Here is a 13,944-nt window from a genome sequence, read left to right as displayed (position 1 = left end):
ACCAGTGCGCTGGACGGCCTGGCGAACGCATGACGGACACCAACACACTCCCCCCGACCCTGGCGAGCGAGGAGATCATCGCGGACCGGCCGGGACCCACGCAGCCTCCCCACGGCGGCACGATCGCCACTCGGGCCCGGTCGCTCCCGGCCTCACTCGCCGTTGCAGCGGTCGCGATCACCGTCTCGATCCCGGTGCTGGTGATCGTGTGGTCGATCGTCCAGCCGAGCCCGGACGTCTGGGGCGAGCTCTGGGCGACGCGCCTACCCCGCATGCTGCGCGACACAGCGACGTTGCTGGTGGCCGTGCTCGTCGGCACGCTCGTCCTCGGCACTTCGCTCGCCTGGCTCGTCACCGCCTACCAGTTCCCCGGTCGACGACTGCTGGGCTGGCTGCTCGTGACACCCCTGGCGATCCCGGGCTACGTGCTCGGCTTCGTCTGGCTCGACACGCTGCAGGAGCCGCTCGGCGCCCGGGCCGTGCGCTCGATCTGGCTGTGTGCGCTCGTGCTCACCCTCACCCTGTATCCGTACGTGTACCTCTTCGCCCGGGCAGCGTTCCGGGAGCAGTCGCAGCGAGCTGTCGACGTCGCCCGCAGCCTCGGTTGCAGCCGGCTGCAGGCGTTCTGGAAGGTCGTGCTGCCGATGGCGCGGCCGTCGCTGGCCGGCGGTGCTGCGCTCGTCGGCATGGAGGTGCTCACCGACGTCGGCACCGTGCGGCTGTTCAACGTGTCGACCGTGGCCGACGGGGTGTTGCGCGTGTGGTTCGGAACCGGCGACCGCAACGCCGCGGCGGAGCTGTCGGTGGTGCTGATCGGGCTGGCGATCGTGCTGATCGCCATCGAGCGCCTCGGCCGCGGCCGGGCCCGGTACACCCAGGGCGGCGCCCGCCAGGGCCTCGCCGTGCACCGCCTCCGGGGCGCGGGCGCCACCGCAGCAGCGATGGCGGGCTGGAGTGTGTTCACGGTCACCGTCGCCCTCCCGGTGCTCCGGCTGCTCACCTGGACCCAGGAGGCGCGCCGCACCGACCAGACGGCCACCGTCGCCGGCGACCTCGGCTTCCACCTGCTGTCGTCGTTCAGGGTCGCTGGCGTGGCGACGCTGACCTGCCTGGCGCTCGGCCTGCTGCTCGTCGCCGGTCTCACCCGCCGCCGCGCCAGCGGCCGGGCGCTGGCCCGTCTCGCCACGCTCGGCTACGCCGTTCCGGGCCCGGTCGTAGCGATCGGGGTGCTGATCACCCTTGCCGCCCTCGACCGCACCGATGCACTGCCCGACGGCTGGCTCCTCGTCGGGTCGTTCGCCGGGTTGGTCTACGCCCTCGTCGTGCGCTTTCTCGCCGTCGCCTACCAGGGGATCGAGTCGAGCGTCGGCAAGGTCTCGCCGTCGGTGATCGCCAGTGCCCGGACCCTCGGCGCCGGACGGTTCCGTGTCGCCACCCGCATCGAGCTGCCGATCGCCGGTGCCGGGATCATCGCGGCGTCGGTGTTGGTCGCCATCGACACGCTGAAGGAGCTGCCGATCACGTTGCTGCTGCGTCCGTTCGGCACCGAGACACTGCCGATCTGGGTCTGGCAGGCCACCTCCGAGAGCCTGTGGGTGCAGGCGGCGGTGCCGTCGCTCGCAATCGTGGCGGTCGGCATGGTGCTGGTGGCAGCACTGATGTGGACACTCGAGCACGGCGCGGCGACGTCGTCATGACCGACCTCGACCACGGCGGCCCCGAGCCGACGCTCGCCCTCGCCGTGCACGGCGCGCGGCGAGTGATCGGCGGACGGGCGATCGTCGACGACGTGTCGTTCGACGTGGCCGAGGGCGAGCTGTTCGCCCTGGTCGGCCCGAGCGGATGCGGCAAGTCGTCGCTGCTGCGCCTGATCGCCGGCCTCGACCCGGCCGCTGGGGGACGAGTGGTGCTCGCCGGACGCGACGTCACGATGCTCGCCCCCGAGAGGCGTCGCATCGGGCTCGTCTTCCAAGACCACGCCCTGTTCCCCCACCGTCGCATCGACCAGAACATCGCATTCGGTCTCGGCCGCATGCACCGCCGCGACCGGGCCCGCCGCGTCGAGGAGCTGCTTGACCTGGTCCGCCTGCCGGGCATGGCGAAGCGGTATCCCCACGAGCTGTCGGGCGGCGAGCAGCAGCGCGTCGCGTTGGCTCGGGCCCTGGCCCCGGACCCTACGGTCGTCCTGCTCGACGAGCCGTTCGCCAGCCTCGACCCGTCGCTGCGCGACGACGTCCGCACCGACGTGGTGGCCGCGCTGCGCGACCGCGGTGCCGCCGCCGTGATGGTCACCCACGAACGAGACGAGGCACTCGCGATCGGCGACCGCGTCGCCGTGATGTCCGCCGGCACGATCCTGCAGATCGACCGTCCAGAGGAGATCTACGAACGGCCGGTCGACCGCTTCGTCGCCGAGTTCCTCGGCGAGGCGGCGTTCCTCCCCGCCGATGACGGTCGAGTGGCGATGGTGCGGCCGCACGACCTCGCGGTCGACGACGGCGGCTCCGACGTGATCGTCGATCGCCGCTACCTGGGCGCCGTGTGGCGCTACGACGTCCGCCGAGCCGATGGCACCGTCGTGGCCGTGGATGTCGCTACCGGCCCGGGCGACCGGCCGTTGCAACTCGGAGGACAGGTCACGGTCAGCATCGCCACCGACCACCCCCTCCACCACCTCTCTGCCTAACTAAGTTGCCCGAAACCTCGTTCTCGTGATCAAGGTGCGCCTTGAGCCCGGATCCGCCGGCCGGAGCCTGCGTCACCGGACCCCTTCGGGGCGAGGAAACTGGGCCCGCGGTCGTCCGTTGGGGCGTGCCGGGTATCGGGGTCATGGCCAGTGCGGGTCGGGGGATGGTGCCGTGGTCGCGTGAGGCGGCTCAGCGGTGCGGACGGTCAGGACGCGGATGCCGGTGAGGCTCGGGTCCAGCGGCTGGAGGACGCCGTGGGGAGCCACGACCACCGACACGCCACATCCGTGGGCGATGCGCAGGATGCGTGCCGTCAGCGTCCGTGACGGCCGGTCGCTCGGATCGGGGGACCCGCGTGTGGTGCGGAGGATATGGGGCTGGCCGCCGGTGAGTGCGTAGGCGGGGAGCAGGCCTGGGAGTCGGGCGCGGAGTGCGTGGTAGTCCTCGTCGGCCGCGCGTTCCACAGCACGTTCGGTGGCGTTCAGGAGCGTGGGGTCGGTGGTGAAGCCTGCCGTCCGGCGCAGGATGATGAGCTCCAGCGGCGCTGAGGCGATCTCGGCCTGCGTGAGGGCCTCCACCAGTACCGGTTCAGGTCGCAGGCCCGGGACCAGCACCGCGGCGACCCCTCGCGCGGCCCGCCCGCCGGCGTTGGTGGTGGTACCCCGAGGAGTGGCAGGGGTGGTGGGGAAAGGTCGACCGGCGGTGTCGCAGCGAGGAGACCTCCGCGACGGTCCCAGGAGACGGAGCATCGCCATTGACACCCCGGACAGGGAGGGGGTGATGGGTAGGGAGGAGCAGAGCAGGGCCATGTCGGTGCCTCCGGTCATGTCGGCCAACCGGAGGTCTCTCCCAGCCCGGGTGAGCGGGCTCCCTGCCCCGGGCCGGTAAGGGCCGTACTGACGGGGTCAGGGCGGGGGGATACTCCCCTCCTCGAGCACGGATCCGAGCACGGATCCGAGCACCTGAAGCACAACACACGAAGCAGTCAGCGGGCAAGACCCTTGACGTGTGACCCTCGCCGCCGTCATTGTCACGTCGTTCGTGAAGGGGAGTACCCCAGCACAGCGTTTTGTCAGTACGGCCCCGTCCGGGGCTCGGCGCGCTGGGCCCCGGGACCACCATCGGGGTGGCGGGGTCGGGGGACACCTTCGGTCAGCATCGACCAGAAGGTTCCCCTCTGATGCACGTCCCCCTGTGGCTGTGGTTCGCCGTGCTCGGTGGCATCGTGGCGATGCTGGCCGTGAACCTGTTCTCCCACCGCAAGGCCTGTCAACCCCGACACGTTGCGGGGCTGGTGCAAGCAGGCCGAGATCGACGCCGGCCGCAGGCCGGGGACGACCACGACCGAGGCGGCCCGGATCAAGGAGCTACTACGCCGCGAAGACCCGCCCGTCCTCGGCCCGTGCTCGACGCGACGAGGTCGTGCTCGCCGAGATCCGCCGGTTGTATGCCGACCGGTCCAAGGGCCGCGGCCTGGCCGGGGTTTCTGGAAGGTCTGGCACCTGCTGCGACGCCAGGGCGGGGTCGACTCCGGCGACGGCCTGCAGCCGGTCCCGCGCTGCCCAGTCTCATCTGGCCCCACCGTGGCGGGGGGCGGATTCCAGTGGTCGTTGCAGCACCTGAGCAGGATCTGGGTGGTGCGTCATGGCAGGAAGAGGACGTCCGGGTGTGAGCCGCTGGTCGAGAAGCGGGAGTTGTTCATCCGGTTGATCACGGCCGGGGCGAGCAACAGCGCGGCGTGTCGCGAGGCGCGGGTAAACCGCAGGACCGGGACGCGGTGGCGGTACAGGCGCGGTCATCAGCGCCCGCCACCTGTCGAGTCCGACCGGGTCGTGATCGGCGACACGCACGGCGGCGCCGTCCCCGGGCCCGGCGCGTGGATGCCGATGAGGTCCTTCGCGCCTTCGCGCCTTCGTGCAGTCGTGCATGGACTGGCCCTGATCCCAGACGGTGGACACCTCGAAAGACATCGCGACGTCATCCAGAGGTGGGTGTTGTGGGACCGTCGAAGGTAGCCGTTGACCCGTTCCTTCTTGTGGGTCGCAGACGCCAGCCGGCCGGTTGGTGCCGCATCGCGGCCCCGACTCACGACCTGTCGAGGATTCCCCGCGGGACGGTCACGCAGCCAACGCTGAGGCCGGCGGCGGGTGCGTTGAGGACGCCGGCAGGCGGTCGTTCACCGTGACGATCCGGCTGGCGGGCCGGGGGGTGGTCGGTTGCCGCGGTTGCCGTCTTCGTGAGCTGGCCCTCATGGGCTTGGTCCGGGTGGTCCGTGGTTGAGCCAGGCCATGAGTTGGGGGTTGCTGAGGCCGGCCCAGTACGGGAAGAGGGTGCGGCGGGCGGCGCGGCGCAGTCCCGAGGGCGGGTGCCCCGCCGCCCGGAGGCGGCGCAGCAGCTCTTCAGGGAGTTCCTCCGCCGTGAGCCTCACGACGGCGTCGAATCGGCGTATGACCTCGATTGGGTCCGTGACGCCTTGCGCGGCGTCGATGAACGCGCCATGTCGAGCGAGGATCTGCCAGCACAGGGGGCTGCCGCACAGGTTCACCAGTTCGTGCACCTCGGGGGGCTCGACGATCCCGAGGTCCATGTCCTCGAACCACGCCCACCACAGTGCTTCGGCGGCCACGAGCCGGTCCGTCGGGTCCACCTCGACCCGCGTCAGGGACATGTCGAGCCCGCCGTGCCGGCCGGATGGAATGCTCCTGCCTCGGCTGGGTTCATGCGTCAGGTGCGCTTCAGGGTGAGGGCGACACCGCCGTTTCCGGCGAGGCGGCCGTCCTCGACGAGGGCGACCCACCCGCCGCGGCGCAGAACGAGCTCGATGAGTTCATCGACGATGTCGTCGACGACGTCGGGGTCGTCGCGGACCTGGTGGGGGTCGTTGACCAGGTCGAGGGTGTCCCCGTCGGCGCCGATCCGGGCGGCCTGGAACAGGCTCTCCTCCACGGCGAGCATCTCGGGGCGGTCGTGACGCGCGGCGAGCCACGCGGCGGGCAGGCCGACCGCGGCCCGGTCCGCCCACAGCCGGCGCTCGAGCAGGGCTAGGGCCTCGTCCTGGCGGGAGAGCAGGTAGGTGTGCAGCAGCGGTCGGACCCGCTCCGCGATTCGGGTGAGGGGCTCGGTGGTGACGTTCGCGCGCAGCGTTCCTGCGCAGCGGTCGAGGTGGCTGGAGAGGCGCTCGTACTCGTTGACGACGCGTTCCTCCCCGACCAGGACCACCGGTGCGGGGTGCAGGCGCAGGTAGGTCCCGAACGCGCGGTCCACGATGCGCAGGAACGCGGTGGTGTCGGCGGTGGCCAGACCCGGGCGTGACGCGGAGCGGCGTCGGTCGCGGTCGTTGCTCAGGGGGAAGCGGTGGGAGTGGACGGGGCGTAGCTCGTCGGCGCCTTGGAACAGCCGTGCTTGGGTGGAGGTCAGGCAGAGCACGAGGTGCTGAGGGGTGCGGTGCAGGGCCCGGACGAGGTCACGGGTGGCGAAGGTCGGGTCGATGACCACCCGGTCGGTCACCGGGACCGACAGCCGCAACGCGGACCCGGTGCTGCGGTGGGCGAACACGGCCAGCGCCTGAGCGGTAGGGCTGTGCGTGGCGTCGCGGACGAGCCGGTCCAGGCGGTCCAGGAGCCGGGCGGTGTCCCCGGCCCGCTCGTCACCACCCAACCGGGCGACCGCCTCAGCGTGCAGGGCGTGCAGGGTGGCGGCGTCCTGGGCGCTCATCACGGCGCCCGGGGTGGTGTTCAGCAGCAGCGACACCGCCGGGTAGCCCTGCACCGCCTGCAGCCGCAGCACCTCGACGGTGTCGGGGTAGGTGGTGGTGCTCATGACGGGTCCTCTCTGGGCGACGGATCGGGTCGGACGGCACCCGCGGCGCCGTGAGCGTGGTGGATGGGCGTGCTGGCCCTGATGACCTCCGGGACCGCCCCCGACGGGTCGGGAAAGACCTCCGGTCGGTCCACACCATGGAGTGAGGCACCGCCATGTCCCCTGGTGCTCGTCGCTACCCCCTACCCATGACGTTCTCCTGCGTCGACGACGGTCACGCATCTGGGGCATCGTCAGGTGAAGACGAAGCCGAGGTGGCGTGCGGTGAAGGGGACCATGAGGATGGCCCAGACGCCGAGGACGGCGTTGAGCATGGGGCGGTGCAAGCGCGGGCCGTGGGCCCAGAAGTCGACGAGTAGTACGCGTAGTCCGTTGAGGCCGTGGAAAAGGAAAGCACCGACCAGTCCCAGCTCCATCACCCCGACGACGGGGTTCTTGTAGGTCTGGATGACGGTGTTGTAGGCCTCGGGTGACACCCGGACCAGAGCGGTGTCCAGGACGTGCACCAGCAGGAAGAAGAACAGGATGGTCCCGCTGATGCGGTGCGCGACCCACGACCACATCCCGGCGCCACCGCGGTAAAGCGTGCCCGGGGTCCCGGGGCGACGCAGGACCGTCGGCCCGGACGGGTGTCTGCCGGACGGGTGTCTGCCGGACGGGTGTCTGCCGGATGGTTGCGCGCCGGGTCGGGTCGTTGCCGGTGGGGTCGTGGTCATGGTGGGACGGGCTGGATGCGGCGTGGCGTCGAAGTGTTCGGTGAGGTCTGGACGGGGATCGGCGGGTGGTCGGGGTGGCGGGTCGGGTCGGGGTGGGGGACGGTGATGATGCGGATGCCGGTCAGGGAGGGGTCGAGGGGTTGGAGGAGGCCGTGGGGGGTGATGACGAGCTCGGAGCATGCGTGGTGGGCCAGTCGCAGGACGCGGGTGGTCAGAACCCGGGAAGGTCTGGGCGGGTTGAGGGTCTGGGCGCGGGTGGTGCGGATGACGTCGAGCTGGCCGTCGTGCAGCGCCCAGGCGGGCAGCAGGGCGGGCAGCTGGGCGCGAAGAGCGGTGTACTCGCGGTCGGCGGCGTCCTCGACGGCCGCGACCAGGGCGATGTCGGTGCCCAGGCCCGCTGTCCGGCGCAGGATGATCAGCTGCAGGGACGAAGCCGTGGTCGCGGCATGGGCCAGTGCTTCTGCCATCACTGGCTCCAGGGGCAGGCCGGGCACCAGGACCGCTGCCACCCCGCCCCGGGACCGCCTTGAGGTGGGTGGGGCCGACCGGGAGAACGGTGGTGGGGAAGGGTCCAGTGGTCCACCGGTGGTGGATCGTGGCGGTCGTAAGAGCCGCAGGAGCCTCGCGAAGGCGAAGGCGAAGGCGAAGGGGGTGGGGGTGGTGGCGGAACAGAGAAGCGACATCGCATACCTCCGGATGAGTGGTCAACCGAAGGTCTCTCCCAGCCCGCCGAGGCGGGCCACCCGCACCGGGCCGTGGACGGCCGTACTGACGATGCGGATACTCGGGGATACTCCCCTTCCCGAACGTAAATGAGTGAATCACGGTTCGGGTGTCAGGGGAAGACCAGACCTGGACACTCACCGGCCGCAGGCCCGACCACGGACCGCGACGAGGCCGAACCAGCCGGACCGCCCCGACGGACCTGCCGGGGCGGTCCGGTCATCACCAGAATCACCACGCCCGGGTGCTACGGCCGGGGTGATGGGCGGTGAGGGCCGCTGGTGTCGTCCTGCGGCGCACCAGGTTCTGTGCCGCTGTCATGTGGGTTGCGGCTCTCGGGTGAGGGCAGCGTAGTGGGCCTGCTCGTGCTCGACCGGAGGGACCATCCCGAGGGTCGAGTGCAGGCGGCGGTTGTTGTACCAGTCGACCCAGCCGGCGGTGGCGTACTCGACGTCGGCGAGGCTCTTGTAGGGCCCGTCGTGGAAGACGGTGGTGTGGATGCACTCGGCCTTGAACAGGCCGTTGATGGTCTCCATCAGGGCGTTGTCGTAGGCGTCGCCGACGCTGCCGATCGAGGGCCGGATGTCCTCCAGCGCGAGGTGCTCGGTCAGTTTCAGCGACGTGTACTGCGACCCGGCATCGGAGTGGTGGATCAGCTCGCCCGCGACGGTGGGATGTCCGTCCCGGGCCCGCTGCCACAACGCCATTCGCAGCGGCGTCATGACCAGGTCCGTGGCCTTGGACGTCGACGCGTGCCAGGCCACGATCCTTTGGGCGAACACGTCGACGATGAACGCGACGTAGACGAACCCGGCCCAGGTCCGGCAGTAGGTGAAGTCGGTGACCCAGACCTGGTTCGGGGCGGTCGCGGTGAACGCCCGGTTCAGCAGGTCACCGGCTCGGATCCCGTCCTTGGCCGGGATCGTGGTCCGGTGGCCCTTGTCGCGGCGGACCCCGACCAGGCCCAGGCTCCGCATCGGCCGGTCCACTGCACCGCGGCTGACCTCGTGGCCGTCGCGACGCAGCAGCGCGGTCATCTTCCGGCGCCCGTAGAGGCCCTCTGGGGTCAACCGGCGGCGCCCGTCCGCGCCGGTGGTCCAGGCCAGGTCACGGACCTGGTCCTCGACGCGGGCGTCGCTGACCGTCCGTGCGGACGGTTGGCGGGAGCGCCAGGCTCGGTAGGTCCGCGCGGCGATCTGGCAGCCCTGCTCGCGCAGGACCCGGCAGATCGACTCGACCGCGCGGCCGTCGGCCCGGAGGGTGTCGATGAAGCCCATGATCATCGGTGTCGGGGGTCGAGCTCCCCCGCGAAGAAAGTCGTCGCGGCCTTCAGCACCGCGACGTCCTCGCGCAGGCGACGGTTCTCGGCCTTCAACGCCTTGATCTCCGCGGACTCCTGCGACGTCACCCCCTCGCGGCGGCCGGCGTCGACGTCGGCCTGCAGGCACCAGCGGCGCAGGGACTCCTTGCCCACGCCCAGCTGTTTAGCCACCGCCTCGGCCGCGGCGGTCAGCGAGGCGTACTCACCGCGGTGCTCGTTGACCAGGCGCACGGCCCTGGCCTTCAGGTTGGGATCGATCTTCTTCGGCACGGGGAGCATCCTTCCGACTCGGAACGATGCGGCACAGAACCTGGTGCGCTTCATCCTCCGTCGTTCCCGGAGCGGGTGGGCGGTCACCGTCGGGATCCGCAGGTCGGTAGTGCTGCTCCGGAGCCTCCGGAGCCTCCGGAGCCTCCGGAGCCTCCGGAGCCTCCGGAGCCGTAGCGGCTGTAGGGGGTGCTGTGTCGGATCTGCTCGGGTTGCCCGTGACCTTGGCCAGGCCCGTGCGCAGCTGCCGGCTGACCTTCCGGATCCGTTGATCGTGACGTGCACCGGCCTTCTGACTGGCGAGGTCACCGGCCTTGTCGATGCCACGCTCGATCCCGGCCTGCCGAGAACGCAGCGCGTCCTGGGCCTGCCGAGTAACGCCTGTCAGGCGGTCCTTGAGAGGCATGAGCGTCCAGTTCCTGTTCTGCCACCGGAACTCACCCACGGTCAGGGAATCCGGTCGGCGTGACCGGAGGTCTCTCCTACCCCTGACAGGGCCCACTCCGCCGGACCGGCACGAACCAGTCGTAATGACGACAAAGCGGAAACGGGATACTCCCCTCCGAGATCTCAGTACACCACGCCGAGACACACCTGAACAAGAGCACAGGAGTGAGATGAACACGCGATGGGGGCCCTAAGGAATGAACTGGACCTCGCTGTGCTGCGGAACGACGGATGCTGTCGATCCCTGACAAGGGGGGGGGGGGGGGCCAGTCGCGGATGGTCACGTACGAACGACCGCTGGTCGCACGAGAACGGGTCGGCGCCCTCACCGAGGGTGACTTAGGGAATGACCGGAGCGCCCGACAGGGGGTCCGGCTGAGGGCCGTTACGTGCCTGTCCGACATCCGGCTGAGGGTGCCCCGTGGCACGCAAAGGCCGACCCCGCCATTGTGACCCGGTTCGACGCGGGCAGACGGTCGGCTGCCGAGACATCCGCCGTCTGCGTGCCTCAGCAACACCACGGACGCCATCCCCGAGGTCCAGGCACGTCGGTCTGGTTTCACCCGGAGCGCGTGGTCGCCTGGAGCACCGGAAGCTCCGACGTCGTCGAACTGGGCCGCGGCCAGGTCGGTGGCGCGCAGCCAGACCCCTAGGGACCGCTCCCGCTCAACCTCCGGCACTCACGCGGCACACGCCACCATGCGAGAGAAACGTCTGAGGACAAGGTGCGAGGTGGCGCCGGCCGGGGGCGCGGCCGAGAGGAACCCTTCGCCACAGCCTGCATGTTCTTGTGGGCAGGGGGCCTCGCCCGCCAGGCTCGGACTCATGAGACTCCCAGCGCCACGGGCGGCACCGCAGGAGGCACCGCAGCCACCGCCACCAGGGTCGCTGCCGGAGTCGCAGGCCCGTTGTGACGTCGCGGGGCTACCTCGGCCTCAGCGCCGAGACGACGGCGTCGTTGTGGCCAGGGCTGGTCCGGGCATGGGCCGACTATCTGGCCAGCGGCCGCCACGGCAGCAGCGTGGTAGACGACCTGGTGGCGATGGATGACATCGTCCAGGTGGGGCTGAACGAGTTCCGGTCGGCTGGACTTGACAGGGACCCGTGAACCGGGACCGTCAGGTCGCCGCCCCTCGGCTCGCGGGTCAGGCGCCGATCGCGGGCGCACGATGTGGGCGGCCGGGCTGATGGGTGGGCTCAGGTGGTCTGTGAGGTGATCTCACACTAAACGGTCGTCCCGGGGGGTCTCAGAACCTTGGAAGTGAGACAGGGTCAGCGAGATCGGGCGACCCTACGCGGACGACGGGACGGCGACCGATTATTGACTGTGGACTGTTGTGGCGAGGCGGTGGTTGGCCGAGCCAGAGCCAGACGGCAGGGGTCGGCCACGACGACCGCCGGTAGCCGGACGCTTCTCTTCTGCCGGTGATCCCGGAGTCCGGGCCCGCACCTGAGCCGGTCACGTCCTGGGCGGAAGCCGCTGGCGTTCCGGTGGTGTTAGGCGCATGACGAGCAGTGCCATGTCGTCGTCGGAGGGGCCGATGCGGTAGGCGTCGATGGCGGTCTGGACGGCGGCGATGAGGCCGGCCGCACTTGGGGTACCGGAGGGGGCCTTTCCAATTGGTGCTGTGAAGGCCCGCACGGCGTCGATCAAACCGTTCTCGCCGAATAGTCCGCCGTTGGCTGCCCCCCGCGCTTCGGTGACGCCATCGGTGTACAGGACGAGGATGTCGCCGGGGTCGAGCGGCACCGTGGTCTCATGGACGTCGATCTCGGAGAACAGGCCGAGAATGAGGCCGTCGCAGTCGAGGTACTCCAGGTTGCCGTCTGCGCGCACGAGCAGTGGACGGCAGTGCCCGCCGCTGGCGATGGTGAGCCGCGCCGGTTCGCCAGGCGGGTACTCCAGCCGAGCGCACAGCGCACTGAGGAAACGTTCGTCGTAGTGCTGGGTAAGGAGGATGTCGTTCAGCCTCTGCAGTGACTGGGCGGGAGACAGGTCGTGGGCTACTGCGCTCAGGGTGTGCCGGGCGAGTCCGGTGACTCCTGCGGCGTCGACCCCGCGACCGGACACGTCGCCGATGAGCAGGGTGACGGCGTGTGTCCCGGTGTGGATGAGGTCGTAGAAGTCGCCACCGACTTCGACGGCCTCCTCGGCCGTCGCGTAGTGCACAGCGATGTCCAGGCCCGGCACGAGGGGCAGGTCAGCCGGTAGCAACGACTCCTGCAAGGTCCTCGCGACACGGCTCCGCTGGCCGTATAGGCGGGCATTCTCCAACGCCACGGCAGCCCGCTGGCATATCGCTTCAAGCGTCTTGAGCCCTCCGAGCACCGATCGAAGTCTGGTGCTGGTCGGGATGGAGGCACTGTCCGGGTCCTCGGTGTCGACCAGCGACAGCACGCCGATGCTCCGGCCGCGCACGACCAGCGGCAGCAGGACCCCGGGGCCCGGACGTAGCGGCAGTGCGCGCCCGGCCACGGAGGCCGGTGTGCCGTGCCCGAGCAGGTACGGCCGGACCTCAGGTGTCACCAGGGACTGCTGGGAGCGGAACACCTGGGCGGCAGGGGCTTCACCCTGGATGGGTATCGGGTCGGCGTCGAGCAGGGCCGCGGCTGCTGCGGACAGCTCGGGGTTCGCGTGAATCGACCGTGCCGGCGCCAGGTGTCCCATGCCGTCGGGCAGCAGAAGCACGAGCCAGTCGGCGTGCTCCGGGACCAGTAGGCCACAGAGAACGTCGATCACGGCCGTCTCGTCGAGGGAAGTGCTCAGCGCGTCTCCGGCTTCGACGAGCAGACGCAGTTGCGCCTGCGTCACTTCCACCTGCTCGCGCGTGCGCCGTTCTGCGGCCATCGCCTCGGCCCGCTGCTGCTCCGCCTCCCACCGGTCCGTCTCGTCCTCGACTATGAGCCCAACCCCGACGATGGCGCCGTCCCGCCCCCGCACCGGGTAGAAGCTCACCCGCCACTGACGCCGCCGGGCGGCGGGCGTCTGCGTCGGGCCCGTCTCGAGGGTGGCGTCGACGAACGGCTCGCCCGTCCGCAGGACTGTGTGCAGCAGGGGCTCCACGTCGTCGGCCAGCGTGGGCAGCACGTCCCGGACCGTCCGCCCGAGATGGTCGGCCACCGGAACACCGTTGGCCTCGGCCAGCACCGTGTTGATCCTCACGTAGCGCAGGTTGAGGTCGAGCAGGGCGATACCCACCGGGGCGTTCATGATCAAGACGTCCAGCAACGCCGACGTCTCGTCGTCGTTCGCGCGGCCCGCATCTGTGCCCTTCTCCGCAGACAGGTCTGTGTCTTCCTCCGCAGGCAGGTCTGTGTCCTCCTCCGCCGATAGGTCACGGTCCGGATGACGACCGGCGTCGGCCGTGTCGTCGAAGGACTGTTCCGGGGTCCCGTCCTCCGGTGTCCTGGACATCACGGCAAGCAGGCGGGGAACGACGGCCTCGGCAGCCCTACGGGCTGGTTCTGGCATGAGATCCAAGTCAGCGCAAGACGCGAAGGACACCCCGAGCACTCCGAACGGGGTGCCCGCCGGGGCTAGCAGTGGAACCGCGAGGTAGTTGTACGGGCCGGCCGTCGGTCGCGACAACATGAGTGGGAACCGTGCCGCCAGGTCCTCCATCCCACGAACCATCACAGGTGTCCGCGTCCTTACCGCCACCGTGAGCGGCGTCTCAAGCGACAAGTCGATCCTGCTCCATGACTGAACCACTTCAGGGTGGTACCCGACCGACCAGCGCACTGTCAGAGACGCCTGATCCACCGAGAGGAGCACGGCTGCCGTGGCCCCGCTCACGCTGACGAAGTCCGCCAACCACACCTCCACTGAACCCATGACAGGGAGCCCGGCCGCCCTGGAAGCTGGCCCAGGGACCATCACTCGGCGCTACTCGAGATCACCAGCCCATCGTGACAGGCCCACCAGGGTGATGTCACCAACAGATCCCTGGGGAACCTCAGAGGT

General features: G+C 70.2%; 10 protein-coding genes and 1 other annotated feature. Of the genes, 2 read left to right on the top strand and 8 right to left on the bottom strand.

Translation table 11 applies throughout. The features are described 5' to 3' along the window. The first annotated feature begins 29 nt into the window (after nt 1-29). Both SJY06_RS17845 and SJY06_RS17840 read left to right on the top strand, forming a co-directional pair. A complete protein-coding gene (locus SJY06_RS17845) occupies nt 30-1,697 on the top strand; it encodes an ABC transporter permease (protein ID WP_380168878.1) in 1,668 nt (555 codons plus the stop codon). Next, nucleotides 1,694-2,686, top strand: coding sequence for an ABC transporter ATP-binding protein (locus SJY06_RS17840; RefSeq protein ID WP_380168877.1), 993 nt, complete (start codon nt 1,694-1,696; stop codon nt 2,684-2,686). The genes SJY06_RS17845 and SJY06_RS17840 overlap by 4 nt, the downstream gene beginning before the upstream one ends. Before the next feature lie 141 nt (nt 2,687-2,827). On the opposite strand, the gene SJY06_RS17835 is transcribed toward SJY06_RS17840, so the two are convergent. From SJY06_RS17835 to SJY06_RS17800, 8 genes are all read right to left on the bottom strand, one after another. Beyond that, complete coding sequence (locus SJY06_RS17835) at nt 2,828-3,301, bottom strand: hypothetical protein (protein WP_380168876.1); 474 nt, start codon at nt 3,299-3,301, stop codon at nt 2,828-2,830. 1,634 nt (nt 3,302-4,935) lie between these two features. Then, the gene (locus tag SJY06_RS17830; protein ID WP_380168875.1) at nt 4,936-5,334 is read right to left on the bottom strand and encodes a hypothetical protein; all 399 of its coding nucleotides are present in this window, start codon (nt 5,332-5,334) and stop codon (nt 4,936-4,938) included. A 77-nt stretch (nt 5,335-5,411) separates the two neighbouring features. Further along, nucleotides 5,412-6,506, bottom strand: coding sequence for a hypothetical protein (locus SJY06_RS17825; RefSeq protein WP_380168874.1), 1,095 nt, complete (start codon nt 6,504-6,506; stop codon nt 5,412-5,414). A gap of 233 nt (nt 6,507-6,739) precedes the next feature. Beyond that, on the bottom strand, nt 6,740-7,222 hold the full coding sequence (gene sdhC, locus SJY06_RS17820) for a succinate dehydrogenase, cytochrome b556 subunit (RefSeq protein WP_380168873.1): 483 nt from the start codon (nt 7,220-7,222) through the stop codon (nt 6,740-6,742). Then, nucleotides 7,219-7,689 (bottom strand): hypothetical protein, encoded by a 471-nt coding sequence (locus SJY06_RS17815; RefSeq protein ID WP_380168872.1) that lies wholly within the window; start codon nt 7,687-7,689, stop codon nt 7,219-7,221. The genes sdhC and SJY06_RS17815 overlap by 4 nt, the downstream gene beginning before the upstream one ends. 573 nt (nt 7,690-8,262) lie before the next feature. Next, nucleotides 8,263-9,536, bottom strand: a protein-coding gene (locus SJY06_RS17810; RefSeq protein WP_380168871.1) for an IS3 family transposase whose coding sequence is annotated in 2 segments (ribosomal slippage) — nt 8,263-9,263 and nt 9,263-9,536 — 1,275 coding nt in all. Because the reading frame shifts where the segments join, the coding sequence is not laid out codon by codon here. Next, nucleotides 9,133-9,264: a sequence feature (AL1L pseudoknot), on the bottom strand. It overlaps the preceding gene by 132 nt. Further along, complete coding sequence (locus SJY06_RS17805) at nt 9,469-9,939, bottom strand: antitoxin (RefSeq protein ID WP_380168870.1); 471 nt, start codon at nt 9,937-9,939, stop codon at nt 9,469-9,471. The genes SJY06_RS17810 and SJY06_RS17805 overlap by 68 nt, the downstream gene beginning before the upstream one ends. 1,500 nt (nt 9,940-11,439) lie before the next feature. After that, complete coding sequence (locus tag SJY06_RS17800; protein ID WP_380168869.1) at nt 11,440-13,395, bottom strand: SpoIIE family protein phosphatase; 1,956 nt, start codon at nt 13,393-13,395, stop codon at nt 11,440-11,442. Nucleotides 13,396-13,944: the final 549 nt, after the last annotated feature.

It is taken from the genome of Jannaschia sp. R86511, from assembly GCF_042466345.1.
Lineage (GTDB): Bacteria > Actinomycetota > Actinomycetes > Actinomycetales > JBBAYJ01 > Aquipuribacter.
Note: the sequence above shows the minus strand (reverse complement) of the source record. Positions and strands in the feature narration are given on the sequence as shown.